Below are 25118 nucleotides of genomic sequence, written 5' to 3'. Positions count from 1 at the left end.
CTCTCCTTGGTTCATTCCTGTTCCTCCTCGGCCCGTACGCCGTCGGCGAGTGCGGAGCGGATGCCGGCGGCCAGCTCCGCCGCCGCGCTCGCCAGGCTCGGCCAGTCCGTACCGGATGCCGATGTCGATTCGACCGCCGCCCGTCGGGCGTCCGCCCAGGCCTGGTGGGACTCGCGGAGCCGGGCGAACATGTCCGCGTAGACATCGCCGAGCGCGTCGACGGCCCGCCGCTGGAAGACCCCCGCGCTCTCGTCGACCGCCCGCACCAGGACGGCGTCGACCTGGCGGCGCTGCTCCTCGGTGGCGTTCCTGACGTACGCCTCGGCCAGCAGCCCGCCGACCAGGCTGAGGACGCTGCTGTAGACCATCGGCGGCGGGCCGGACCGGTCGGAGTCCGATCGCGGGCCCTGGCGGGTGGCAGCGATCAGAAAACCGAGGATCGAACCGCCCTGGGCGCCCAGCCGGGTGACCAGGCGGGTCCTGGACAGGCTGGAGACCTCGCCGGAGATGTCCGGATCGGTGGACAGCTCCAGCGTGGCGGGCAGCGGGCTGCGTGCCGCGCCCGGCAGCCTGCGCGCCACTTCCCTGTCCAGCCAGTCGGTGTCCGCGGCCATGGCCGGCAGCAGGACCGTGCGCTCGGAGCTCCGGGCCAGCAGCGACAGTTCGTGCCCCAGCCGGACCGGCAGGTCGCGTTCCCACCAGGTTCCCGGTTCGGAGGCGCGCTCCAGGTCCCAGCGCAGCCGTTCGATGATGCCGTCGCGCCCCTTCTGGACATGTTCACGCAGCCGGGCGCCCAGATGGAGCTGACGTCCCGTCATGTCTGTCCGGAGCTGCTCCCACTGCCGGTCTTCGCTCTCCCGCAGCGCCTGCGCCAGCCTGGCCCGTTCCGCCACCTCCTCTTCCGGCAGCCGGCCGACCGCGTCGGCCTCGGCGGCGATCCGGGCCATGGCCTCGCAGTGGTCCGCCACTTGGGCGGCGATCCCCCGGTCGCGCCACAGCGCCCGTTCACTGTCCCGCGCGAACCCCTCCAACAGCACGCGCAGGGCGGCGAGTTCGGACTCTCCGCCGCCGGGCACGGGGGCGATCAGCACGGGCAGGCCGGCCAGGCCGGACAGCCGATTTTTGAGGTCCCGTACGGACTCCTCGCGGTCGTCGCCGTCCACCAGGTCCAGCATGGTCACGACGACGGCGACGAAGGGTACGTGCCGACACAGGACCTCCTCCTCCAGGAGGCGCCGCTCCGTGATGCTCATCGGGGAAAGGGCCGAGACGACGAACAGCACGGCGTCGCTTCCGGCCGCGGTCCGGCGTACCTGCTCGAACTGCTCCTCCGTACCGGAGTTGACCCCCGGCGTGTCCACCACTTCGGCGTCCAGACCGGCGAGCCAGTCATCGGCCACCGCCAAGGTCACGGTGGGTTCCGGGGGCCCGGCGGGAGCACCCGGTTCCCGTTCCGCCGGGGGGCCGGTCAGCCCGTCCCAGAGGGTGTCGTCGTCGAGCTTGCGCAGTTCACGGCGGCCGTCCGGCCGGCCGAGGGTCAGCCCCTCCGCGTCGGAGACCCGGATCACCACCGGCGCCCGCGTGACCGGAAGGGATCCCGTCGGCAGCAGATCACGGCCCAGGAGCCGGTTGATCAGCGTGGACTTGCCGCGGTTGAACTCGCCCACCACCGCGATGCGGAACGCGGGTCGGCCGCGTCCGGCGGCCAGCAGGTCCAGGGCCTCCCGGATGTGGTCCTGTCCGTAGTCCTCGGCGAGCCTGCGGGCCTCCCGCAGCGAGCCGGAGGCGGTAGCGCCGACGTCGCCGACGTGGGCGGAGGGGTCGGCCGCCGGCGGGGGGCCTGCCTCGGATCGGGATGCGCTGCTCACGGGTCATGACTCCTTGAGGTCGGGGACGGTCCGGCTGGTCTCCCGGCGCAGGGAGGCGACTGCGTCGCGGCGTCGCCGGGCATCCGTCGCGGTCTTCTCGGCGTGGGCGATCCCGGCGGCCAGTTCGGCCCGCCGCCGGTCGTGGGCCGCGGTGAGGCGGGCGATCTCGTCGCGCCACTCCTCGTCGTACTGCCGGCGGAGCGCGGCGACGCTGTCGCTGAGGCCCTCCGCGACGCGCGGCAGGCAGGCGGCGGCGAGGGCGCCGATCTCATCGTGCGCGGCGGCGATGACGGGACGGGCCTGCCGCAGGAACTGCTCCCGGGTCGCGTCGGGGCCGCGGCGCCCGATGAGCGCGCCGAGCGCGCCGCCGATGACGGTGCCGATGCCCGGGGCGACCAGGCTGCCGGCCAGGGCACCGGCCATCGCGCCGCCGCCGGTGCGCCAGTTGCCACTGCTGGTCAGCTGGGTGCCGATCGCGGTGAGCGCCCGGTCGATGCCGGACATGTCCGGGGCCGGGGGCTCCGGCCACACCACCTGGGGCACCGGGGGAGCCGTCCGGGCCTCGCCGGCCAGGTCGGTCAGCACGCTGTACTGGGCCGCGAAGTCCCGGGCGAGTTCCTCGGCAGCGGCGGTCAGCACCTCGCCGGCCCGTTTCACCGCCGTGCGGACGGCTTGCTGGGCGTCCCGCCGTAAGTGGCGCCGGACCAGCCGGGACACCTCCTCCGCGGCACCGGCCAGGTCGTTGATCTTCTCGCCCGCCACCGTGTTGCCGACTTTCACCTCGAGCGTCGTACGGGACTGCGCCGAAGTCCGGGTCAGGGTGGCGGCGTTCAGCTCCGTCCTGGCCCGGTCCCGGGTGCGCGCGGCCCAGGCGTCGAGGAAGGCGGGGAGGTCCGGCAGCGTCAGGGCCGCCAGTTCGCGCTCGCCACGGCTGAGGGCGGCGCGCCGGGCCTCGGCGGTCTCCTCCACCGCCGACAGCAGCTCCGAGAGCAACCCGAGCACCGTGGCGGCGACGGCCGACCGGCGGCTGTCCGCCGCGAGCCGTGCGATCCGCGCCTCCACCTCGAGGAACGACGCGAGATGGCCGGACCCACCCGGCTCGCGGACGCCGACAGCGGTGACCTCGCCCAGCGCCTTGCCCGGGGAGCAGGGCAGCAGCAGCGGATCCGCGCATCCCAGATCCCTCAGCCGACGCTCGACCACCTCGACGGCTTCGGAGCGTTCATCTTCGTCGAGCAGGTCGAGCTTGGTGAGGACGAACGCGCACCGGTCGTGATGGTCGCGCAGCGGCCCGGTGAGAAAGTCCACCAGGGTCAGCGACATCGCCGCGACGGCGGGCACCACCACCAGCGCCACGTCCGCCTGCCGCGCCGCGGCCTCGGCGAGCTCCCGGTGTCCACGTTCCGTCACGCTGAACCCCGGGGTGTCGATCACCGTGACGCCGGGGCCCAGCAGCCGGACCGGCGAGAGCACCCGCAGACTGCCCACCTCGTCCGCCAGTGCTGTGGTCAGCACCCGCCGCAGTGCCCGCTCCAAGGTGTCAGGCCCGGACTCCCGCCCCCGCCCCGCCCACCCGGCGAACGGCGCGGACGGCCACTCCAGGACGGAGTCGTCCGTGGTACTCACCATCAGGCCCTCGGCGCCCTCGCGGTATTCCAGCACCGTGGTCGTACGTGTCGTCACGAGGGCGGAGGACGGCAGCAACCGGCGTCGCAGGAAGGCGTTGAGCAGCGTGCTCTTGCCGCTGGACGTCTCACCGAAGACCGCCACCCGCAACTGCGGGTCGGCTGCCCGCGCCTGAACCGCGAGAAGCCGGGCCCGCAGCTCGTCGGAGCGTTCGGCCGGTAGACCGAGGCTGTCGAGCAGCCCCTCGATCCACCGCAGATGCCCGGTGACCACCGAGGTCCAGCCCGCTCCGGGACCGTCCACCACCAGCTGTTCCGTCACGGCATCAGCGTATGAACGACTGGATGGTCAACTCCTCGTCACATGATGGGATCGTCGACGATCTGCGCGCGTTCGTGGACGATGGCCCTGCCACATCCCATCGGCCGGCCGGTCGGCCCGCCCACGAGTGGCGGTGGCCTGCGCACCGTCGACATTGATGTCCCCGACATCATCGACGTATTCGACGTATTCGACGTATTCGACGTATTCGACGTATTCGACGTATTCGCCGATGCGGCCGGGCCGTCTTCAGATCGGACATGTACGTCGCCCGTCAGCACCGCCGCCGCGAGGGCGATCCGTCGAGGCCGCCGACCCCCTCCGCTCTGCCAACCGAGCCACGGGGCACCGCACGAGAGGGCCGGGTGCTCACCTGCCGCAGCCCGCACCAGCTACCCATCCGACGCGTCCATGCAGGTCAGGCAGGTATCCGCCGATGCAGACCGCCCTGGCGTCAAACTCGCGAGGAGCGGATTCCGTCCGTTGGACGAAAGTTGACGCTCCAGCACCTCGCAAGGAACGTTTCCGCAGGCCAGAGACCTGCACAGGTGGGGCGGGTGGGACTCGAACCCACGGCCGACGGTTTATGAGTCCTTTGGGGATCTCGGCGACCCTTGTCGATCCATGCTCATCCTTGATGTCTTCCCAGGTCAGACGCGCTGATCAGTGTCAGTCCTGTGTGGTGCTTGGCGATGCGTTCCTGTCCTTGTGGCCCCTCAATGGCCCCTGACGCTCCTTGAATGCCCGCCCAATACACCCGGACGTCGCTCCAACTCGGCGGACGCGCGGGATGCGGTTCAGCCGGCGCTGTCCAGCGGCCGTTCGATCGGCTCGTCACCATGGACCTCGGGGCCAGCACTGGGCTCTGCGGCAGTGGGTCCGCAGGGCCCAGCCTGCGATCGGTGGGGACGGTGACGCGGTGACCCCTGGAACAATGACTTGGGCTTCGACCACGAAAAGGGCCAACAGACCAACAATATGGAGGCGGCCCTAGTGATCAGGCTCGCACGTCTCGCTGCTGAAGTTCCTTGAGCACTCCGGCGACCGTCGCGAAGTCGTTGTCCACATGGAGGACGGTGTGCCCGTGGTGGACCGCGGTCGCACACACCAACAGGTCGATCGCTCCTGCCGCACGATGCTGACCCTGTTGTGTCAACTTGTACTGGGCGGTATCGACCCAACGCCAGGCATTCTTCGGAACGGGAGAGAGCAGGCAGAGTGCGTCCAGCTCCTCCGCGAGCTCGTCCCGGTGAGTCGGACTGGTTGCCGAGTAGAGAAATTCGGCACGTGTCGGCTCGCAGAGGTGGAACACCCCGGCGGCGATGTGCCCCTCCCAGGGTGCCAGAGCTCCGGGAGTGCGGAACAGGTGCCACAGGGCGGAGGTGTCGAGCAGGTATGTGATCACTCGAAGGCCTCGCGTCGGGCACGCTTGCCTGCGTAATACGCCGCCGCAGCCTGCTCGAACTCGCCACGTGCACCGCGCGCGGCCAGTTTCTCGGCGGCGTCGAGGCGCTTGATCCGGGCCACATAGTCCCGCAGGGCCGCGTTGACCGTCTCCTTCTTCGTCGTGACGCCCATCAGCCGCATAGCCTCAGCGAGCGCCTCGTCATCGAGATCAATCTGTGTGACGGACATCGAGCACCTCCAGCATCCACGATGTATGTCATCAAGATACATTGCCAACATTGAGGTCACCACCCAAGAGCAGCCCCCTGAGGCGGTGCACTGCCTCTCGCACCGTGGAGACTGCGCCGGCTGGGGAGGCACAAGGCGGCGGACTCCCTTCCCAATGCGATGGTGCTCCACCGCGAGAGTGGACAGTGCCGGTCCGGATCGCCTACCGCGGCACCGGCGTGGCGGACCTGCACCCGGCCGACGCGGTGCTGAACCTTCCGGACGCAATGCACTCGCACGGGCTGGCCAGGCTCGCCGCGATCGAGTCCGCCCGCGGAAGCTACGCCGACGCCTGCGAGCGGATCAACGCCGTTACCGGCTCCGGCAGGTCCAGGAACTCGCTGTCAGTGCCGCGGCGGACATCGACGCGTTCTACGACGCCCTGGTGCCCGCTCCCTGCACCGACACCACGCCACTGATCTTGTCGGTCGACGGCAAGGGCATGATGATGAGGCCCGAAGCCCTGCGCGAGGACACCGCCAGGGCTGCGGCCGCCAAGGGTGGCAACGCGATGAAGACCCGGCTGGCCTCCGGGGAGAAACACGGCAGGAAACGGATGGCCACCCTGGGAGCCGTCTACGATGCCGAACCCGCTCCGCGCACAGTCGACGACGGCAAGACGACGCCGTCCGCGGCGCGGCGCCCGAGCGCCGCCAGGGGCCGAAGGCCCGGTCGAAGTGGTTGTGCGGCTCGGTGACCGACACCGCCGCGCAGGTGGTGGCCGCCGTGTTCGACCAGGCAGAGCACCGCGACACCGGCCACCGTCGTTGCTGGGACGTCCTGGTCGACGGGGCCCGCCATCAGATCGACCTCCTCAAGGCCGAAGCACTACAGCGCAGCGTGGACGTCCACATCATCGTCGACCTGATCCACGTGCTCGAATACCTGTGGCGAGCAGCCTGGTGCCTGCATGACAGCATTTCCACCGCCGCACTCGAGAAAGCCGCCCACGCCGCCGGACAGCGTGGCACCCAGCGCAAGAGCATCGACGAGGCCATGAACTACCTGTCCGGCAAGGCCGAGCACCTGCGCTACGACACCGCCCTTGAACGCGGCTGGCCGATCTCCACCGGAATCATCGAGGGAGCATGCCGACACCTGGTCAAAGACCGCCTGGACATCACCGGCGCCCGCTGGGGCCTGTCCGGAGCTGAAACCGTGCTCAAACTGCGTGCCGTCCGCGCCAACGGCGACTTCGTCGCCTCCTGGGCGTGGCACCAGCAGCAGGAATCCATCCACAACCACCAGACGCGCTACCGCGACCAGGCCATAACCACTGCCTGATCGACAGCACCCTCATGGGATCTGCCCCCTTTCACTATGCGGCACGGGACGTCGGGCATGGCAACACAGGTGACCAACGTGAAGCCTCTGGTTCAACGGACGATCTTGTGGGGAGAACCGTCCTACCAGGGGCTTTGCGGCTGTCAGCAGCCAGGGCGCCCTACTCGACCACCGCAGGGAACATCCCGCTTCAAGTCACTTTGATCAGTTTAGCGAAAATCATTTCATCGAAAAAACCTCATTGTCAGGCGTGCCTTCACCGCAGAGGGCACCGGAGCACGGTGGCCTTATCGGAGTGCGCCCCGGCGGCTCCGTCCGGCTCCCGCCGTGCGCCCCTTCGCCACACCCACCGTGCGCTTCTCGACGCAGAGGTCGAAACGATTTTCTGTCCTTGTGCGCACCCCGCTCGCCTAATGTTCTATTTTTGACGAACATCGTGGGCCACAGTAAAGCTCTCTGGCTACTTTAGAATTTCACATATGATCCTATTTTCTCTGACGGCCTTGCGACGGAATCCGCTATGCACGTAGCTATTGCGTGCACCCGCTTCCTTGTTCCGGCTCCCGATGAGCCTGGACAGGACGGCAGTGAATCGGCCTCCGGTTCCCTGCCGGCCAGGAGGGGCGGTCGTGACACCTGTACGTCAGGAGAAGTCATGAAGAAGGCTTACGAGGCTCCGACGCTGGTCCGGCTCGGAACGTTCCGGAAGAAGACCGGGCTCTTGGGGCGCTCCGGCAACGACCGTCTCATCCTGAGCAAGAACTGACGAGCGACGGTTCCTGACCCGACGTCATGACTGAACTGCACGAAAGTGCGGGGACGGGCCCCGGCGACGCGCACTTCACGGTCTTCACCGACCGGGAGGACGCGACCGCCGTGGCCCGCTCCTTCGCCCGCCCCGGAACGCGAATCCTGCAGCACGCTTCGGGCCGGCCCTGGCTGGTGGGGCAGTGGCACGACCAGGAGATCGTCACCGCGCGCGCCGGCCACACGGCCCTCGCCGTCATCGGCTGCTGTCCGATCGACGCCGTAGAGCTCGAGCGCCAAGCCGGGCGGCTACGTGATCTCGCCGAACTCGACGCACTGGCCCGCTCCCTTCCAGGGAGTTTCCATCTCGTCGCCGCGCTCGATGGGCGGCTCAGGGTGCAGGGCACCGCCTCCGGGCTCCGGCTGGTATTCCATGCCCCCGTTGACGGAACGCAGGTGGCTGCCACCCGCGCCGACGTACTCGCCGCCGCGCTGGGCACCGACCCGGACGAGGAGCAACTGGCCATCCGGCTGCTGTGGCCGGTTCCCCATACACTCGCCGAGGCACCCATGTGGCGAGGGATCACCGCCGTGTCCCCCCAGGACGCGCTGATCATCTCGCCGGACGGCCGGACCGTACGCCGCTCGCGCTGGTGGACTCCGCCGGAACCGGTACGCACGCTCGCCGATGGCGCCCCGCTCGTCCGCGAAGCCCTGGCGGCGGCGGTCGACGCCCGTACCCGGCAGGGTGGCGTGGTCAGCTGCGACCTGTCGGGCGGCCTGGATTCCACCTCCATCTGTTTCCTGGCGGACCGCTCACCGGCCCGGGTGGTGGCCAGCACCTGGCCGGGTCGCGACCCCGCCGACACCGATCTGTACTGGGCTGAACAGGCCGCCCGCTCGTTGCCGGAAATCGACCATGTGGTCTGGGACGCCGATACCTCGCCGCTCGTCTACACCGGCCTGCTCGACATCGATGACCTGCTGGACGAGCCGACCATCGGCGTCATGGACCGATCAAGGGTCCTGCACCATCTGCCCGGCCTGGCGGAGCGGGGCAGCCGGTTGCACCTGACCGGCATCGGCGGCGACCACGTGGCCTGGTGCTCGGAGGCGTACTACCACCGGCTGCTCCGCACCCGCCCGCTGTTCGCGCTGCGCCAACTGCGCGGCTTCAGGGCCCTGTGGCAGTGGCCACTTGGCGGCACGGCACGCGCGCTGGCCGACTCGCGGCCGTACGGGAAGTGGCTGGCCGACTCCAGCGGCCGCCTGCGAGACCCGCTCCCCGCCACCGTCAGCACCAGCCTCGGCTGGGGCATGCCCCCTCGCCTGTTCGACTGGGTCACCGCCGACGCCGAACGGATGGCCCAACGGGCGCTGCGCGAGGCCGCCATGACCGCCGTACCGCTGCACCCGGACCGCGGCCTGCACACCGACCTCGAACAGATCCTTTCCTGCACCCGCATCATCCGCCAGTGGGACCGGATGGCCGCCCGGGCCGGAGTTCCGATGGCATCGCCGTTCCTCGACGACCGCGTCATCGAGGCATGCCTCGCCGTCCGCCCGAGCGAGCGCGTCACGCCCTGGCAGTACAAACCCCTCCTGACCGCCGCCATGAGCGGGATCGTGCCCGATGCGTGCCTGCGGCGCACCAACAAGGCCGCCGCTTCCATGGACGCATCCAACGGACTGCGCGAACACCGCGCCGATCTGCTGGCGCTCTGGGAGGGCTCCCGGCTGGAACAGCTCGGCCTCGTCGACGGCACGGCCCTGCGCCGGCTCGCCCAGCGTCCGGCCACACCCGAACTGCGCGACGCGATCCTCTACTCGACCATCGCCGCCGAAGTGTGGCTGCGCGGCCTCCACCGAACTAGCGAGCCCAAGGCCCCCGCCTCCTCATGACCACCGTTCCCCAGCAGAAAGACACCCGCATGGCATTGAAGTTCGGCGCCAATGTCTCCACTGCCGAGACGGACTACGGCACGGTCCTGCTGGACGAACGCGCCGGGGAATATTGGGAGTTGAATCCCACCGGCACCTTGGTGGTCAACACCCTGATGGCGGGCGGTGACGAAGCCGCCGCGGTCGTCGCGCTCGCCGACGAGTTCGACATCGACCTCGTCCAGGCGAAGCAGGACGTCGACGCCCTCGTACAGCAACTGCGGACCTCGGGGCTGGCCGAATGACGACCCCCAGCGCCCTGGAGCGGCCCACCGGCGTGCCCTTCGCCCGGCGCATGGCCGCCCGTCTCGTCCTTTCCCCCGCCCTCGCGCTCTCGCTCCTGCCGCCCCGCCGGCTCCGCGCCGTGCTCCACTTCGCATGTCGCGGAGCCATGCCGGCCACCGCCGCCCAGGCAAAGAACGCACGGGACGCGATGTGCGCGGTGAGCCTGCGCTGCGCAGGCCCGAAAGGCTGCCTGCCCCGTTCTCTGGGAGCCGCGCTGCTGTGCCGCCTGGGAGGGAGCTGGCCGACCTGGTGCACCGGGGTACGCGTGGTGCCGCCGTTCACGGCGCACGCCTGGATCGAGGCGGACGGCCGCCCTGTGGACGAGGGCGTACCCGACGACTACTTCACCCGGCTCATCACGGTCGCCGTCGCGAGCCGATCAGGCCGATGACCGACACCGTCGTGGATCAGACACAGTCGGCGGCCGAGGGCGACCGCTCCACCCGGGCCGCGATCGCCACCATGTACCGGCTCACCACCGGCCACCGGGCGTCCCTCACCCTCGCCACCGTACTCACCCTCGTCGGCTCCGCGCTCGGGCTCGCCCAGCCGCTCGCTGCCAAGCAGGTCGTGGACGCGAGCGGGCGCGGACAGGTGTTGTGGCCACTGTTGCTTCTCCTCGCCGGGCTCTTCGTCACCGAAGCGGCGACCGGCGCTGTAGGCCGCTTCGTTCTGGAGCGCATGGGCGAAGGCATCGTACGAGGGCTGCGCCACAGCCTGGTGGGGCGGCTGCTCCGGCTGGAGATGCGGGAGTACGACCGGCTCCGCAGCGGCGACCTGATCTCCCGGGTCACCACCGACACCACCCTGCTCAGAGAAGTCGTCTCCCAAGCACTGGTCGATCTGTTGACGGGTGCCCTCGTCGCGGCGGGGGCGATCGTCCTCATGGCGTGGATCGACCCGCTGCTGCTGCTCCTGATCGCGGCGACCGTGGCTACCGCCGCCGCGATCGTCGCCTCGCTTCTCAAGGGAATCCGGGCTGCCTCCGAACGCATGCAGACCTCCGTCGGCGCGATCGCCGCCGACCTCGAACGCGCGCTCGGCGCCCTGCCGATGGTCCGGGTTCACCGAACCGAGGACCGTGAAGCGGGCCGCATCGGAGAATGTGTCGAATCGGCGTACAGCGCCGGCGTACGCACCGCGAAACTTGCCTCCGTGATGAGCCCGGCGGTCGAACTCGCGGTACAGGGCTCCTTCCTGATCGTCCTGGTCATCGGCGGCCTGCGGGTCAACGGCCACGCCAACTCCCTCGGCGACCTGGTCGCCTTCCTGCTGTACGCCTCCTACCTGGTCCTTCCGCTGTCCTCGGTCTTCCGGGCGGTCGGCCTGATCCAGCGTGGCATGGGGGCCTACCAGCGCATCGAGCAGGCGCTGTCCCTGCCGGCGGAGCCCTCCCAGGAGACGCCGACCGTCCGGGCACGTACACGCGAACCGGCCCGGCAGACCGTCTCGTACGAGAAACCCGCCCTCGCCCTGCGGGACATCGGCTTCGGCTACGACCCGAGCCGGCCGGTGCTGCGCGGCCTCTCCTTCACCGCCCCTCACCGGTGCCAGACAGCCCTGGTCGGCCTGTCGGGTGCCGGAAAGAGCACGATCTTCGCCCTCATCTCCAGATTTTACGAACCGGACTCCGGGACCCTGCTCTTCGACGGCCTGCCCGCCACCGAACTGAGCCGCGCCGCATGCCGCGGGCGCATCGCCGTCGTCGACCAGAACACCCACGTCGTCCACGGCACCCTGTGGGACAACATCACCTACGCCGCGCCCGACGCCACCGAGGCCGAAGTGCGACGCGCCGTCGAGCTCGCCCAGCTGGAAGGGGTCGTACGGCGACTGCCGGGCGGCTTGTCGGGAATGCTCGGTGAGCGCGGCAGCAGGCTGTCCGCGGGAGAGCGCCAGCGCGTGGCCCTGGCCCGCGCCCTGCTCGCCCGCCCCTCGATCCTTCTGCTCGACGAGCCCACCTCCCACCTCGACACCCTCAATGAAACCGCGCTCACCACCGTGATGAAGGACGTCGCCCGGGAATGCGCCCTGCTGGTCATCGCACACCGGCTCTCCACGGTCCAGCACGCGGACCGGATCATCGTGTTGGACGAGGGCAGAGCCGTCGCCTGCGGGCGTCACGAGGAACTACTCACCAGCAGCCCCACTTACCGCGAACTGGCCGCCGGCCAAATGCTTCGGCCGGCCGCCACCCCGCCCTCCCCCGTGACGACCGCGCGCCATCCGCACAGCCCACTGTGAACCGGGCGAGCTTTCCGCGCTGAGCCAGTGTGGGTACTCGATGGTTCGGGGGGGCGAGGCGTGATGGGGGTTGTTCACCCAGCCACGGCCATAGCCACACACAAAGACCACCACCAGCCCGACAGCCCCAGCCGCAAGCACGAAACGGGCAACACGTCTCTTACCGCCCTCTGAGAGGGCGGTAAGAGAGTGCATAGGAATTTTTTCCTCACCTGAACGTGTGGCGGTGCGGCAGCCAGTGGGAGCTGCTCCCGCACGACTTGCTGCGCCGGCAGGTGCGGGAAATGGCGCGTCGGAAGGCGGACCCGGGCCTGGTGGTGCTCAACACCCAGAGCGTGCACGCGGCGGCTGGCGCGCCCGCAGAGTCGACGGGGTGTGATGCGGCAAAAAGTACCGGCCCGCAAGCGCGGCCTGGCTGTTGATGTTCTGGGGCTGGTGATCGCGGTGGTCGTGGTGGCCGCGTCGGCGCACGAGAACGCCGTCGGGATCACGCGGCTGGACAGGGGCGCCGCCGACACCGACGTACTGCGGCGCTCACTCGCGGTGGACGACGGCGGGAACGGTGAGGAACGCCGCCTGGTGCTGGTCGTGGACCAGCTGGAGGAGCTGTTCACGCTGTGCCCCGGCGGGCGGGAGCGGCGGGAATTCCTGGCCGCGGTCCTGGGTGTGGCGGCCCAGGTGCAGACGGCGAAGCTCCCGTCGGCCTGGTCATCTTCGGCCTGCGCTCCGACTTCTACACCCAGTGCGCCACCCATCCCAGGCTCCTCGAAGCGGTGGAAGGTAATCAGGTGATCGTCGGGCCGCTGTCACGGGCCGGGCCGCGGGAGGCGATCCTGCATCCCGCCCGCGCTGTCGGACTGGAGGTCGAACCGGGGCTCGTGCAGAGCCTGTTGCGCGACCTCGGGGCACCGGCACCGGACCACCCACACCCGGGAACGGACGAAGCCGACGCCTACGAGATCGGTCGGCTTCCACTGCTCGCCCATGCGCTGCGGGTCACCTGGCTGCGCCGGGCAGGCCACGTACTCACCGTGGACGGCTACGAGTCCACCGGCGGCATCGCGCACAGCGTGACGGCCGAAGCAGACCGCCGCTTCGACGGGCTGTACCCGCACGCGCAGCGCACCGCACAGTCCGAGGCGCGGCTCTGGTCGAGCAGGGCGTGCACGGCCTGGTGGCGCTCGCGGGTCCGGTCAGCGCATGGGTGGGCGGTGCTGGCCGGTCGGCCGGCGGTGGCGATCTTCTGCAGTTCCGCGACTGCGGCGGCCGAATCAGCCCGGAGAAACCATGAGCCTGGCCACGGCCGCGCCCTCCCGGCCCCTGTACGGCCCCTGGAATCTTGGCACCAGTCCCTCAGGGCGGCCGCCCGCACCGCGAGCGGGAACCTCGAACACCTACTCCGCCGCAGGTCAGAGGTTTTACGGCTCCCCCGAGCCTCCGGACTCCAAACCCACGAGCAGCGGATTCAGTCCGTTCAGGCAAAGTTGACGGACAGACACCCAAAAATGAACGTTTCCGCAGGTCAAAGACCTGCACAGGTGGGGCGGGTGGGACTCGAACCCACGGCCGACGGATTATGAGTCCGCTGCTCTAACCGGCTGAGCTACCGCCCCATTACGGCGCGTCGCGCACATGTGTGCGCGCCGTCTGCCGCAGCATAGCCGCTCATACGATCTCCTGCTTCGGATGGTCGACTTCGCATGACCATGAGGACTTCGCCGTGGCCTGCGCGGTTCCCCCGGACATGAAAAAGGACCCCTAAGGGTCCTCTTCAGGCTGCTCCCCCGACTGGACTCGAACCAGTAACCTGCCGGTTAACAGCCGGCTGCTCTGCCAATTGAGCTACGGAGGACCGAGCTCCCCCGACTGGACTCGAACCAGTAACCTGCCGGTTAACAGCCGGCTGCTCTGCCAATTGAGCTACGGAGGAATGCCTCGTTGCATCGAACGCACCTACCTGGGTATTCGCCAGGGGGCGCGCGCTCTCTGCGACACATACATTAGCGCAAGCAGGGGGGTGCTCCGCCAATCGGTACTCCCCGCACCCGATGACCGACCGCCGATCATCGATGCCGACACCAGGGACCTACACAAGGGAAAGGGTGGCCGCCATGCGCTACCGGCTCACGTTCGTCGCCGGACTGGCTCTTGGTTACGTGCTCGGCACGCGTGCCGGGCGCGAGCGCTACGAGCAGCTGAAGAAGGCCGCACATCAGGTCGCGCAGAACCCGGCGGTGCGCAACACCGCCGAGACGGCGGCCCTTCAGGGCCGCCAGTTCGCCGGCAAGGCGTACCACACGGTGAGCGAGAAGGTGGGCGATCACGTCCCCGACTCCGTGGCCGGCCGCGTGCGCTCCCTGCGGGAGCGCAACGCGAACGGCAGCGTCCGCAGCCGCGAGGACGACTGGGGCACCAGTAACACCTAGCGGGACGCCGACAACACCCGGCGGGGCGGCGCGGAGAGAGGCAAGCGGGCGGCACCACACCGCCGCCTCTGCCCGCGCCGCACCGCCGCTTCTGCCCCCGCCGCACCACCACCCCAGCCCGCGGCAACGCCACCTCAGCCCCCGCCGCACCGCCACCCCAGCCCGCCCCGCACCACCCCCACCAGCCGCGCCGCACCGCCCCCACCGGCCGCCCCGCGCCGCCCCGTCTGTCCGCGCTGCACGCCCACCTCTCTCCGTACGGCAGAATTTCCGCCATGGGGATAGTCGCCGGGTTGGACAGTTCGCCCGATTTCACTCGCATCGTCGTCTGCGACACGGACACGGGGGCCGTACTCAGGCAGGGCTATGCGCCGCACCCGGTCGAGACCGAGGGTGGCGGGCGTCCCTCCGACGTCGATCCGCAGGCCTGGCTGCTGTCCCTGGGCGAGGCCGCGAGCGGCGGGCTGCTCGAGGGCGTGCAGGCCATCGGCGTCTCGGCGCAGCAGAACGCGCTGATCCCGCTGGACACCCAGGGCAACACCGTGCGGCCCGCGATCGTCGGCGGGGACCGGCGCGCACAGGTCGCCGCCGCCGATCTGATCGACACGCTCGGCGGGCGTCAGGCATGGGCCGAGGCCGTGGGCTGCGTGCCGCAGGCCGCGCAGCCCGTGACCAAGCTGCGCTGGCTCGCCAAGTCGGAGCCCGACGCCGCGCTGCGCACCGCCGGACTGCTCCAGGCGCACGACTGGCTCGTGTGGCAGCTGCTCGGGCGGCCGGCGCGCAGGACCACCGACCGCGGTGGCGCCTCGGGGACCGGGTACTGGTCGGCGGCGACCGGCGCATACCGGCCAGATCTCGTCGAGCTGGCGCTCGGGCACCAGGCGCTGCTGCCCGATGTGCTCGGGCCGTCCGAGGCGGCGGGTACGACACCGGAGGGGCTGCTGATCTCCGCCGGGACCGGCGAGACCATGGCGGCGGCCTTCGGGCTGGGGATCGGGCTCGGGGACGCCGTGGTGTCGCTCGGCGCCTCCGGATCCGTGATGGCCGTCCACCCCGAGGCGCTGGTCGACTCCTCCGGAATGATCACCTCGCTCGCCGACGCGACCGGCATGCATCTGCCGGTCGTGACCACGATGAACGCGGTACGGACGCTGCGCGGTGCCGCCGAACTCCTCGGCGTGTCCGACCTGGAGGGCCTGTCCGACCTGGCGATGAAGTCGACGCCGGGCTCCCACGGGCTCGTCATGCTGCCGTACCTGGAGGGCGAGCGGACGCCCAATCTGCCGCACACCGCCGGGACGCTGGCGGGGCTGCGCCGGGAGTCGATGCGGCCCGAGCACCTCGCGCGGGCCGCGTTCGAGGGCATGCTGTGAGGGCTCGCCGACGCGCTGGACGTGCTGCGCGGGCGCGGGGTCGACGTACGGCGGATCTTCCTCCTCGGCGCGGCGGCGGAGCTGGCCGCCGTGCAGGCCGCGGCGCCGGCGCTGTTCGGCGTGCAGGTCGTCGTCCCCCAGCCGGCCGACTACGCGGCGATCGGCGCGGCCCGGCAGGCGGCCTGGGCGCTCGGCGTCTCCCAGGGCACGCTCTCCCCGGGGGCCCCGCCCGTGTGGCAGGGCGCGGCCGCCCAGGTCCTGGAGCCGGGCGAGGAACTCGCGGTGGGGCAGGCCGTACGGCAGCAGTACGTGTCGGTGCGCGAACAGACCCATCCGGGGGCGTTCAGGGCATAAGGGGCGAACGGAGGGGCACGGTCCTACGTCTCGGGGCTGACGCCTGTCCGTTCTTGGACCGCACTTGGGTTAATCAGTTGAGGTAACACGGGTGGAGTGTTCGACGATAGGGGGTGGTGCACCACTACCCGCCCTGTCGCCGACGACTCCGAGAGACCCCGCGTGCTCATACGATTGCTTCGTACCTACCTCAGTCCGTACCAGAAACCCATAGCCGTGCTGGTGCTGCTGCAGTTCCTGCAGACCTGCGCCACCCTGTATCTGCCCACCCTGAACGCGGACATCATCGACAACGGTGTCGTGGAGGGGGACACGGGCTACATCCTCGCCTTCGGCGGACTGATGATCGGCGTCTCGCTGGTCCAGGTCATCTGCAACATCGGCGCCGTCTACTACGGCGCCCGTACGGCCTCGGCGGTCGGCCGCGACATCCGGGGCAGCGTCTTCGACCGGGTGCAGTCGTTCTCCGCGCGTGAGGTGGGCCACTTCGGGGCGCCCTCGCTGATCACCCGCACGACGAACGACGTGCAGCAGGTGCAGATGCTCGCCCTGATGACGTTCACCCTGATGGTCTCCGCGCCGATCATGTGTGTGGGCGGCATCGTCATGGCGCTCGGTCTGGATGTGCCGCTGTCCGGGGTGCTGGTCGCCGTGGTGCCGGTGCTCGGCATCTCCGTGACGCTGATCGTGCGCCGGCTGCGCCCGCTGTTCCGGACCATGCAGGAGCGGCTCGACACCGTGAACCGGGTGCTGCGCGAGCAGATCACCGGCAACCGTGTCATCCGCGCCTTCGTCCGCGACGACTACGAGAAGGACCGCTTCCGGGGCGCGAACACCGACCTCACCGAGGTGTCCCTGGGCACCGGGCGCATGCTCGCGCTGATGTTCCCCATCGTCATGACGGTGGTGAACGTGTCGTCGATCGCCGTGGTCTGGTTCGGTGCGCACCGCATCGACAGCGGCGGCATGCAGATCGGCGACCTGACCGCGTTCCTCGCCTATCTGATGCAGATCGTGATGTCCGTGATGATGGCCACCTTCATGTTCATGATGGTGCCGCGCGCGGAGGTCTGCGCCGAGCGCATCCAGGAGGTCCTCGACACCTCCAGCAGTGTCGTTCCCCCGACCGCGCCCGTCGTCGAGCTGCGGCGGCACGGGTACCTGGAGATCCGGGGTGCCGGGTTCCGCTACCCGGGTGCCGAGGAGCCGGTGCTCAAGGCCATCGAGCTGACGGCGCGGCCCGGCGAGGTGACCGCCGTCATCGGGTCGACCGGCAGTGGCAAGTCCACGCTGCTGGGGCTGGTCCCCCGGCTGTTCGACGCCACCGACGGCGCCGTGCTCGTCGATGGTGTGGATGTGACGACCCTCGAGCCGAAGCTGCTCGCCAGGACCGTCGGCCTCGTACCGCAGAAGCCGTATCTCTTCGCGGGCACCGTCGCCACGAACCTGCGGTACGGGAACCCGGACGCGACCGACGAGGAGCTGTGGCACGCGCTGGAGGTGGCGCAGGCCAAGGACTTCGTGGAGCGGCTGGACAACGGCCTCGACTCCCCCGTCGCGCAGGGCGGCACGAATGTGTCGGGCGGTCAGCGGCAGCGGCTCGCGATCGCCCGCACCCTGGTGCAGCGCCCGGAGATCTACCTCTTCGACGACTCGTTCTCCGCGCTCGACTACGCGACCGACGCGGCCCTGCGGGCGGCGCTCGCGCGCGAGACCGCCGAGGCGACCGTCGTGATCGTCGCCCAGCGCGTGTCGACCATCCGGGACGCCGACCGGATCGTGGTCCTCGACGAGGGCCGCGTCGTCGGCACCGGCCGCCACCACGAGCTGATGGCGGGCAACGAGACCTACCGGGAGATCGTGCTCTCCCAGCTGACGGAAGCGGAGGCTGCCTGATGGCAGGGCCGATGGGGCGGATGATGGCCGGGGGCGGCCCTGATCAGCACTCGATGGACTTCAAGGGGTCGGGCAAACGGCTCCTCTCCCAGTTCAAGCCCGAGCGCGCGACCATGGCGGGGATGCTGGTCGCCGTGGTCGTGAGCGTGGGGCTCTCGGTGGTCGGACCGAAGATCCTCGGCAGGGCGACCGACCTGGTCTTCGCGGGGATCATCGGGCGGCAGATGCCCGCCGGGGCCACCAAGGAGCAGGTCCTTCAGTCCATGCGCGAGCGGGGCGAGGGCGGCGTCGCCGACATGCTCTCGGGGACGGACTTCACCCCGGGCAAGGGCATCGACTTCACCGCCGTCGGCAACGTACTGCTGCTCGCGCTCTGTACGTTCCTGGTGGCCGGCCTGCTGATGGCGGTCGCCACCCGGCTGGTGAACCGGGCCGTCAACAAGACCGTCTACCGCATGCGCGAGGACCTGCAGTCGAAGCTGTCGCGGCTGCCGCTGTCGTACTTCGACAAGCGGCAGCGCGGCGAGGTGCTGAGCCGGGCGACCAACGACATCGACAACATCGGGCAGACGCTCCAGCAGTCGATGGGTCAGCTCATCAACTCGCTGCTCACGATCGTCGGCGTGCTGGCGATGATGTTCTGGGTGTCGTGGCTGCTGGCACTCGTGGCGCTGGTCACCGTGCCGCTCTCCTTCTTCGTCGCCACCCGCGTCGGTAAGCGGTCGCAGCCGCACTTCGTGCAGCAGTGGCGCACCACCGGCAAGCTCAACGCCCACATCGAGGAGATGTACACCGGCCACACGCTGGTGAAGGTGTTCGGGCGGCAGGAGGAGTCGGCGGCGCAGTTCGCCGAGGAGAACGAGAAGCTGTACGAGGCCGGTTTCAAGGCGCAGTTCAACAGCGGGGTCATGCAGCCGCTGATGATGTTCGTGTCGAACCTGAACTATGTGCTGGTGGCCGTGGTCGGTGGCCTGCGGGTCGCGTCCGGCTCGCTGTCGATCGGTGATGTGCAGGCGTTCGTCCAGTACTCGCGGCAGTTCTCGATGCCGCTCACGCAGGTCGCGTCGATGGCCAACCTGGTCCAGTCGGGCGTCGCCTCCGCCGAGCGGATCTTCGAACTGCTCGACGCGGACGAGCAGCAGGCCGACCCGGTGCCGGGCGTGCGTCCGAAGGAGCTGCGGGGCCGGGTCGCGCTGGAGAACGTTTCGTTCCGGTACGACCCCGAGAAGCCGCTGATCGAGGACCTGTCGCTGAAGGTGGAGCCGGGGCACACGGTCGCGATCGTCGGTCCCACCGGCGCCGGCAAGACCACGCTGGTCAATCTCCTCATGCGGTTCTACGAGGTCAGCGGCGGGCGGATCACGCTCGACGGGGTCGACGTCGCGAAGATGTCGCGGGACGAACTGCGGGCCGGGATCGGGATGGTGCTCCAGGACACCTGGCTGTTCGGCGGCACCATCGCGGACAACATCGCGTACGGCGCCGCGCGTGACGTCACCCGCGGGGAGATCGAGGAGGCGGCGCGCGCCGCGCACGCCGACCGGTTCATCCGTACGCTGCCGGACGGCTACGACACCGTGATCGACGACGAGGGGTCCGGGGTGAGCGCGGGTGAGAAGCAGCTCATCACGATCGCCCGGGCGTTCCTGTCCGACCCGGTGATCCTGGTCCTGGACGAGGCCACCAGCTCGGTCGACACCCGTACCGAGGTGCTCATCCAGAAGGCGATGGCGAAGCTCGCACACGGCCGTACGTCGTTCGTGATCGCGCACCGGCTGTCGACGATCCGGGACGCCGACACGATCCTGGTGATGGAGAACGGGTCCATCGTCGAGCAGGGGGCGCATGCCGAACTGCTCGCCGCGGACGGGGCGTACGCGCGGCTGTACCAGGCGCAGTTCGCGCAGGCCGTGGCCGAGGTGGACTGACCTCCTGGGCCGAGGGGGCCGCCGCACGGCGGCCCCCTTTCAGTCCAGGTAGCCCCGCAGCTGGTCCGCGAACGCGTGGTCGCGGAGTTTGTTCAGGGTCTTCGACTCGATCTGGCGGATGCGTTCACGCGTGACGCCGAAGATGCGCCCGATCTCCTCCAGTGTGCGGGGGCGGCCGTCGGCCAGCCCGTAGCGGAGCTGGACGACCTTCCGCTCCCGCTCGCCGAGCGTCGACAGGACCGCGTCCAGATGCTCCCTGAGCAGCAGGAACGCGGCCGACTCCACGGGTGACGTGGCATCGCCGTCCTCGATCAGGTCGCCGAGGGCCACGTCGTCCTCCTCGCCCACCGGGGCGTGCAACGACACCGGTTCCTGGGCGAGGCGCAGTACCTCGCTGACGCGTTCGCCCGGCAGGTCGAGGTGGGCGGCGACCTCTTCCGGGGTCGGCTCGTAGCCCCGTTCCTGGAGCATGCGGCGCTGGACGCGGACCACGCGGTTGATCAGCTCGACGACATGGACGGGGACCCGGATGGTGCGGGCCTGGTCGGCGAGGGCGCGGGACATGGCCTGGCGGATCCACCAGGTCGCGTACGTCGAGAACTTGTAGCCGCGCGCGTAGTCGAACTTCTCGACTGCCCTGATCAGGCCCAGGTTTCCCTCCTGGACGAGGTCGAGCATGGTCAGGCCGCGGCCCACGTACCGCTTGGCGACGGAGACGACGAGCCGCAGGTTGGCCTCGATCAGACGGCGCTTGGCCATCCGGCCCATGACGACCAGCTTGTCGAGATCCAGGCCGAGTTGGGAGTCGAGATCGGGGGTGCTGCTCAGCTTCTCCTCGGCGAACAGGCCGGCCTCGACGCGGCGGGCGAGCTCGACCTCCTCGGCGGCCGTGAGCAGCGGGATGCGGCCGATCTCGCGCAGGTACTGGCGGAACAGGTCGGAGGAAGGGCCACCGGTGTCGTTGCTGCGGGCGCGCGGCGCGGGCGGCTCCGGTGCCTCGACGAGCTCGACCGTCTCCACGACGTCGACGCTCTCCACCGCGCCGGCCGGCGGCTCGTCCGGCTCGGGCGGGGCCGTGGGCTCCGTCTCCGTCTCGGGGTGGTGCGCGGCCCGGCTCTGCGCGGGTACCGCCGCGATGACGTCGGTCTCCGCGTCCGGCTCCGCGTTTTCGGCACTGATGTCGGTCTGGGCGAGGGTCTGGGTCTGCACGGGGGCGACCTCCAGGAATGTCGCTGCTGGGAGATGCGGCAGCGGTACGTCGGGGATGGGGTCGACGGCCTCACCGCCGACCATCCCGTAGTCGTTGAGCGGAACCGCGGGGGTGTGGGACCCGCTGTGGGCGGGCCGGCCGCGCTCCGAGGACTCAGGCACCGGAACCCAGTGTGGAGTACGACACATCGCCGCCACGAGGGGCGTGCGGTGACTTTTTGCGTCCGTTCCGTGACCACGTGCTGACCCTCGGGGGAAACCCGAGTGCTTGTTCGTGCCCTGATCTGGCACGATCCCCAGGTGCCCGGTTCCCGCTACGAAACCCACGTGACCGTCCGCTGCGACGGCGCCGCCGAGTCCGGACGGCTCAGCCGCTGGGCGGCCGCGGCCGGTCTCAAGCTGACGCACATCGTGCTGGCGCGGGGCCGGATGCCCTCGCAGCCCATGCTCACCCTGACGGGTTCCCCGTCGTACGCCGACGAATCCGCGCGGGCGGACGAAGTGACGGCGCGGCTGCGGGCGGACGGCTTCGAACCCGTCCGCGTCAAGATCGAGTCGACGCCGTGGGCGCCCGAGGTGCCCCGCGAACCGTGCGGCGGGGAACGGTACTTCGAGCATCATGTGAAGCTGCTGCTGGCGGCCGGCAGCGACCTCGGCGCGCTCGCGGCGCGGGTCGTCCCGCACGGCGCGCATCTGTCGTGGAACGCCCGGCGGGCGCACGGCGGCGGGTGGCACGAGCGGTTCGTGACACAGCGGTGCCGGGGCGTGGACGCGGAGGGGGCCGGGCGGGCGCTGGAGCGGTTGCTCCGGGAGCTGGACGGGCTTGAAGTGGTCGATGTGGAGCGGGAGTTCGTGCTCTTCGACAGTGATGTCTCCGTCGACGACGGGTGGATCGAGGAAGTCGGCGGCCGGTGGACGGCGGCAGCGGCAGCGGCAGCAACAGGGGCAGCGACAGCGGTACCGCAGGAGGTGCGGGGATGAGCGGGACGTGGCGGGGCTTCGGCTGGGCGAGCGGTGAGTTGCCGCGGGTGCCGTTGGACGACGCCACCCGCGAGGCGGCGAAGCTGCCCCGGACGCTGCGCCCGGTGGTCGCGGACGAGGTGACGCAGCGCCCGGTCTTCGACCCGGCCCTGAAGCAGTACGAGAACGCCTACCGGGCGACCGACCCCGGTTTCACCGACCCGACCAGGGGCGACGCCTGGCGGGCCGCGCGACGCCGGGCCCTGGAGCTCGTCCTGGCCGCGATCGCCGACTCGGCCTGGGTCGACGCGCTGGTGCTGCGCGGCAGCGTGCTGATGTCGGCGTGGTTCGGCGACGCCGCTCGCGAGCCCGGCGACCTGGACTTCGTCGTCGTACCGCACACATGGAAGATCGGCGACGGCCGCACGGACCGGATGCTCGAAGGGATCGCGGCGGCTGCCGAGGAGCTGGCCGCGGAGCGCGGGCCGCGTCTGGGGATCTCGGCGCGGGGGGCGGTGGTGGAGGACATCTGGACCTATGAGCGGGTGCCGGGCCGCCGTATGGTCCTGCCCTGGTCCACGCCGGGGCTGCCCGGCGGCCATGTCCAGCTCGACTTCGTCTTCAACGAGCGGCTGCCGGAGCCGGCCGAGCCGGTGGAGCTGCCCGGCGGCGCGATCGTGCAGGCGGCGACGCCCGCGCTGTCGCTGGCCTGGAAGCTCATGTGGGTGATCAACGACATGTACGCGCAGGGCAAGGACCTGTACGACGCCGTCCTCCTGGCCGAGCGGCATCCGCTCCCGTACGAGCTGCTGCACGAGGTGTTCCGGCTCTCGGGCGAGTGGCCCTACCCGTTCCGCGAGAAGATCCTCCTGGAGGACGTGGTGGAGGCGGTCGGGTACGTCGAGTGGAACCACTTCGTCAAGGAGTATCCGCAGTTCACCGACGACGAGCAGCTCTTCGCGGACCGGCTGGTGCGGGCCGTGGCGCCGACGTTCGACGGGCGGCCGGAGGTCTGAGGCCGGGCCCGGTCAGAGCGCCTGGGCGCCTCGCTCGCGCAGCGCCTGGTCGTACTGCTGGAGCACCCACAACTCGTTCTGCACGGCGGCCAGCTGGGCGGGGTCGCCGCCCGCGCTCAGGCGGGCCAGGCTGCCCTGGACCTCGCGCACGCGCCGCTCCACCGCGCGGCGGCGCACGGTGACCAGCTGGTCGCCCGCGTACGCCTCGTCGACCGTCCGGCGCATGATCGCCTCGACGGCCAGCTCCGTGACCATGGCGCGCACCGTGTCGTCCGGCGCGACCTCACGGACGCGGACCAGGTACTCCTGCGGGTCCTGGACGCCGTACTCCGCGCCGCCCGCCTCGATGATCGCCTCCCGTACGGCCGCGTACTGCGGGGCGGTGAACTCGTCGATCCCGTACGCGTCGAAGGCCGGGGAGACCAGCTCCGGGCGCTGGAGGGCGAGTTTGAGCAGCTCGCGCTCGGTGGCGTAGACGGGGTTGCGGAGGTGCAGGGCGGGGCCCGAGGGGACCTGGACGGCCGCGTACGACTGCTGGGGGCGCTGCTGGGCGGGGGCGGGGCCCTTGCCGCCCCGGTCGCGCGCCCAACGCGCCAGCTGGCTGACCCGCTTGACCACGAACTGGGTGTCGAGGATGCCGAGCATGCCCGCGAGCTGGACGGCGACCTCGTGCTGGGCGCCGCTGTTCTTGATGCGGGCCACGATCGGCGCCGACTCGTCCAGTGCGGCGGCGCGGCCCGCCGGGGTCTCCAGGTCGTAGCGCGCGACGATCTGGCGCAGCGCGAACTCGAAGAGCGGCGTACGGGGTTCGACCAGGTCGGCGACCGCCTCGTCGCCCTTCGCGAGGCGCAGCTCGCAGGGGTCCATGCCGTCGGGTGCGATGGCGATGTAGGTCTCGGCGGCGAACTTCTGGTCGTCCTCGAAGGCGCGCAGGGCGGCCTTCTGGCCCGCCGCGTCGCCGTCGAAGGTGAAGATCACGCGTGCGCTGCCGTTGTCCATCAGCAGCCGGCGGAGGATCTTGATGTGGTCGGTGCCGAAGGCCGTGCCGCAGGTGGCGATCGCGGTGGTGACGCCGGCCAGGTGGCAGGCCATGACGTCCGTGTAGCCCTCGACCACGACCGCCCGGCTGACCTTGGCGATGTCCTTCTTGGCGAGGTCGATGCCGTAGAGGACCTGGGACTTCCGGTAGATCGCGGTGTCGGGGGTGTTGAGGTACTTGGGTCCGTTGTCGGACTCGTACAGCTTTCTCGCGCCGAAGCCGACCACGTCGCCGCCGATGTCGCGGATCGGCCACATCAGCCGGCCGCGGAAGCGGTCGATGGGGCCGCGGCGGCCTTCCTGGGAGAGGCCGGAGAGGAGCAGCTCCTTGTCGGTGAAGCCCTTGCCGCGGAGATAGCGGGTGAGGTGGTCCCAGCCCTGGGGGCTGTAGCCGACGCCGAAGTGTGCGGCGGCGGCCTGGTCGAAGCCGCGCTCGGCGAGGAACTTGCGGCCCGTGTCGGCCTCGGAGCCGGTGTCGAGCTGCTCGATGTAGAACTGGGCGGCGATCTTGTGGGCCTCGACCAGGCGGATGCGCTCGCCGCGCTGGTGGGAGGGGTTGTATCCGCCCTCCTCGTAGCGCAGGGTGATGCCGGCCTGGGCGGCGAGGCGCTCGACCACCTCCGAGAAGGTGAGGTGGTCGACCTTCATCACGAACGTGATGGTGTCGCCGCCCTCCTGGCAGCCGAAGCAGTGGAAGAGTCCCTTGCTCGGGCTGACCTGGAAGGACGGTGACTTCTCGTCGTGGAACGGGCACAGGCCCTTCAGGTTGCCGCCGCCCGCGTTCCGCAGCTGGAGGTACTCGGAGACGACGGCGTCGATCGGGACCGCGTCCCGAACCGCCTTCACGTCCTCGTCGTTGATCCGTCCTGCCACGCGTGAATTCTACGGGGGCGCACCGACACTCCTGACGCGACGGCCCTCCCGACCG

The 25118-nt window shown here is 70.2% G+C and carries 20 protein-coding genes, 3 tRNA genes and 1 pseudogene; 15 read left to right on the top strand and 9 right to left on the bottom strand.

Annotated features, from left to right (window positions below; genetic code table 11):
* Positions 1–11 precede the first annotated feature (11 nt).
* The 4 genes from SAVERM_RS29390 to SAVERM_RS29375 form a co-directional block, all read right to left on the bottom strand.
* Positions 12–1868 (bottom strand): dynamin family protein, encoded by a 1857-nt coding sequence (locus SAVERM_RS29390; protein ID WP_010987098.1) that lies wholly within the window; start codon positions 1866–1868, stop codon positions 12–14.
* 3 nt (positions 1869–1871) lie between these two features.
* Positions 1872–3815 (bottom strand): dynamin family protein, encoded by a 1944-nt coding sequence (locus tag SAVERM_RS29385; RefSeq protein WP_048894205.1) that lies wholly within the window; start codon positions 3813–3815, stop codon positions 1872–1874.
* 997 nt (positions 3816–4812) lie between these two features.
* Positions 4813–5220 carry a PIN domain nuclease gene (locus SAVERM_RS29380; RefSeq protein ID WP_010987096.1) on the bottom strand — a complete coding sequence of 136 codons (408 nt, stop codon included), beginning with the start codon at positions 5218–5220 and terminating at the stop codon, positions 4813–4815.
* Positions 5217–5450: a type II toxin-antitoxin system VapB family antitoxin gene (locus SAVERM_RS29375; protein ID WP_010987095.1), complete on the bottom strand. Its 234-nt coding sequence runs from the start codon at positions 5448–5450 to the stop codon at positions 5217–5219. Before SAVERM_RS29375 ends, SAVERM_RS29380 begins: the two co-directional genes overlap by 4 nt.
* Positions 5451–5874: 424 nt before the next feature.
* Between SAVERM_RS29375 and SAVERM_RS42500 the strand changes: the two genes are divergently transcribed.
* The 9 genes from SAVERM_RS42500 to SAVERM_RS45975 all read left to right on the top strand — a co-directional run bounded on the left by SAVERM_RS42500 (position 5875) and on the right by SAVERM_RS45975 (position 13570).
* Positions 5875–6186 (top strand): hypothetical protein, encoded by a 312-nt coding sequence (locus tag SAVERM_RS42500; protein ID WP_137865172.1) that lies wholly within the window; start codon positions 5875–5877, stop codon positions 6184–6186.
* Positions 6183–6773 (top strand): hypothetical protein, encoded by a 591-nt coding sequence (locus SAVERM_RS29365; RefSeq protein ID WP_052082295.1) that lies wholly within the window; start codon positions 6183–6185, stop codon positions 6771–6773. Before SAVERM_RS42500 ends, SAVERM_RS29365 begins: the two co-directional genes overlap by 4 nt.
* A 655-nt stretch (positions 6774–7428) precedes the next feature.
* Complete coding sequence (locus SAVERM_RS41905) at positions 7429–7539, top strand: keywimysin-related RiPP (RefSeq protein ID WP_107082950.1); 111 nt, start codon at positions 7429–7431, stop codon at positions 7537–7539.
* A 26-nt stretch (positions 7540–7565) separates the two neighbouring features.
* Positions 7566–9422 (top strand): lasso peptide isopeptide bond-forming cyclase, encoded by a 1857-nt coding sequence (locus tag SAVERM_RS29360; RefSeq protein ID WP_037645488.1) that lies wholly within the window; start codon positions 7566–7568, stop codon positions 9420–9422.
* 29 nt (positions 9423–9451) lie between these two features.
* Positions 9452–9706 (top strand): lasso peptide biosynthesis PqqD family chaperone, encoded by a 255-nt coding sequence (locus tag SAVERM_RS29355; RefSeq protein ID WP_037645743.1) that lies wholly within the window; start codon positions 9452–9454, stop codon positions 9704–9706.
* Entirely contained in the window at positions 9703–10137 is a 435-nt protein-coding gene (locus SAVERM_RS29350) for a lasso peptide biosynthesis B2 protein (RefSeq protein WP_010987089.1), read from the top strand. The genes SAVERM_RS29355 and SAVERM_RS29350 overlap by 4 nt, the downstream gene beginning before the upstream one ends.
* Entirely contained in the window at positions 10134–11990 is a 1857-nt protein-coding gene (locus tag SAVERM_RS29345) for an ABC transporter ATP-binding protein (RefSeq protein ID WP_042493708.1), read from the top strand. The genes SAVERM_RS29350 and SAVERM_RS29345 overlap by 4 nt, the downstream gene beginning before the upstream one ends.
* A gap of 378 nt (positions 11991–12368) precedes the next feature.
* Entirely contained in the window at positions 12369–12782 is a 414-nt protein-coding gene (locus SAVERM_RS45630) for an nSTAND1 domain-containing NTPase (RefSeq protein ID WP_137865173.1), read from the top strand.
* A complete protein-coding gene (locus SAVERM_RS45975) occupies positions 12695–13570 on the top strand; it encodes an nSTAND1 domain-containing NTPase (RefSeq protein WP_369407228.1) in 876 nt (291 codons plus the stop codon). The genes SAVERM_RS45630 and SAVERM_RS45975 overlap by 88 nt, the downstream gene beginning before the upstream one ends.
* Here the strand turns inward: SAVERM_RS45975 and SAVERM_RS29330 are convergent.
* From SAVERM_RS29330 to SAVERM_RS29320, 3 genes are all read right to left on the bottom strand, one after another.
* Positions 13530–13603 (bottom strand) — tRNA-Ile (locus SAVERM_RS29330). The two genes, SAVERM_RS45975 and SAVERM_RS29330, sit on opposite strands and share 41 nt — an antisense overlap.
* 166 nt (positions 13604–13769) lie before the next feature.
* Positions 13770–13842, bottom strand: a tRNA-Asn gene (locus tag SAVERM_RS29325).
* A 5-nt stretch (positions 13843–13847) separates the two neighbouring features.
* A tRNA-Asn gene (locus SAVERM_RS29320) sits at positions 13848–13920 on the bottom strand.
* Between the two features lie 181 nt (positions 13921–14101).
* Here SAVERM_RS29320 and SAVERM_RS29315 point away from each other — a divergent pair.
* The 4 genes and pseudogenes from SAVERM_RS29315 to SAVERM_RS29300 all read left to right on the top strand — a co-directional run bounded on the left by SAVERM_RS29315 (position 14102) and on the right by SAVERM_RS29300 (position 19967).
* The gene (locus SAVERM_RS29315) at positions 14102–14416 is read left to right on the top strand and encodes a hypothetical protein (protein WP_010987086.1); all 315 of its coding nucleotides are present in this window, start codon (positions 14102–14104) and stop codon (positions 14414–14416) included.
* A gap of 275 nt (positions 14417–14691) precedes the next feature.
* Positions 14692–16143: pseudogene (locus tag SAVERM_RS29310) on the top strand (FGGY family carbohydrate kinase).
* Positions 16144–16305: 162 nt separating this feature from the next.
* On the top strand, positions 16306–18039 hold the full coding sequence (locus SAVERM_RS29305; RefSeq protein WP_010987083.1) for an ABC transporter ATP-binding protein: 1734 nt from the start codon (positions 16306–16308) through the stop codon (positions 18037–18039).
* On the top strand, positions 18039–19967 hold the full coding sequence (locus tag SAVERM_RS29300; protein ID WP_010987082.1) for an ABC transporter ATP-binding protein: 1929 nt from the start codon (positions 18039–18041) through the stop codon (positions 19965–19967). The genes SAVERM_RS29305 and SAVERM_RS29300 overlap by 1 nt, the downstream gene beginning before the upstream one ends.
* Positions 19968–20006: 39 nt before the next feature.
* Here SAVERM_RS29300 and SAVERM_RS29295 read toward each other — a convergent pair whose 3' ends face one another.
* On the bottom strand, positions 20007–21338 hold the full coding sequence (locus SAVERM_RS29295) for an RNA polymerase sigma factor (protein ID WP_037645481.1): 1332 nt from the start codon (positions 21336–21338) through the stop codon (positions 20007–20009).
* 138 nt (positions 21339–21476) lie between these two features.
* Between SAVERM_RS29295 and SAVERM_RS29290 the strand changes: the two genes are divergently transcribed.
* Both SAVERM_RS29290 and SAVERM_RS29285 read left to right on the top strand, forming a co-directional pair.
* On the top strand, positions 21477–22157 hold the full coding sequence (locus SAVERM_RS29290) for a hypothetical protein (RefSeq protein ID WP_078234539.1): 681 nt from the start codon (positions 21477–21479) through the stop codon (positions 22155–22157).
* A complete protein-coding gene (locus SAVERM_RS29285) occupies positions 22154–23152 on the top strand; it encodes a nucleotidyl transferase AbiEii/AbiGii toxin family protein (protein ID WP_010987079.1) in 999 nt (332 codons plus the stop codon). The genes SAVERM_RS29290 and SAVERM_RS29285 overlap by 4 nt, the downstream gene beginning before the upstream one ends.
* 12 nt (positions 23153–23164) lie before the next feature.
* Here SAVERM_RS29285 and dnaG read toward each other — a convergent pair whose 3' ends face one another.
* Complete coding sequence (gene dnaG / locus SAVERM_RS29280; protein WP_010987078.1) at positions 23165–25063, bottom strand: DNA primase; 1899 nt, start codon at positions 25061–25063, stop codon at positions 23165–23167.
* Between the last annotated feature and the right edge of the window lie 55 nt (positions 25064–25118).

The organism is Streptomyces avermitilis MA-4680 = NBRC 14893 (assembly GCF_000009765.2).
GTDB lineage: Bacteria > Actinomycetota > Actinomycetes > Streptomycetales > Streptomycetaceae > Streptomyces > Streptomyces avermitilis.
This window is presented reverse-complemented; position numbering and strand designations above follow the sequence as displayed.

Bases quoted from the DNA above. Each gene is read 5' to 3' on its own strand.
- SAVERM_RS29375 (WP_010987095.1), bottom strand. From the start codon at position 5,450: ATGTCCGTCACACAGATTGATCTCGATGACGAGGCGCTCGCTGAGGCT.
- SAVERM_RS41905 (WP_107082950.1), top strand. From the start codon at position 7,429: ATGAAGAAGGCTTACGAGGCTCCGACGCTGGTCCGGCTCGGAACGTTC.
- SAVERM_RS29360 (WP_037645488.1), top strand. From the start codon at position 7,566: ATGACTGAACTGCACGAAAGTGCGGGGACGGGCCCCGGCGACGCGCAC.
- SAVERM_RS29355 (WP_037645743.1), top strand. From the start codon at position 9,452: ATGGCATTGAAGTTCGGCGCCAATGTCTCCACTGCCGAGACGGACTAC.
- SAVERM_RS29350 (WP_010987089.1), top strand. From the start codon at position 9,703: ATGACGACCCCCAGCGCCCTGGAGCGGCCCACCGGCGTGCCCTTCGCC.
- SAVERM_RS29345 (WP_042493708.1), top strand. From the start codon at position 10,134: ATGACCGACACCGTCGTGGATCAGACACAGTCGGCGGCCGAGGGCGAC.
- SAVERM_RS45630 (WP_137865173.1), top strand. From the start codon at position 12,369: ATGCGGCAAAAAGTACCGGCCCGCAAGCGCGGCCTGGCTGTTGATGTT.
- SAVERM_RS29315 (WP_010987086.1), top strand. From the start codon at position 14,102: ATGCGCTACCGGCTCACGTTCGTCGCCGGACTGGCTCTTGGTTACGTG.
- SAVERM_RS29300 (WP_010987082.1), top strand. From the start codon at position 18,039: ATGGCAGGGCCGATGGGGCGGATGATGGCCGGGGGCGGCCCTGATCAG.
- SAVERM_RS29285 (WP_010987079.1), top strand. From the start codon at position 22,154: ATGAGCGGGACGTGGCGGGGCTTCGGCTGGGCGAGCGGTGAGTTGCCG.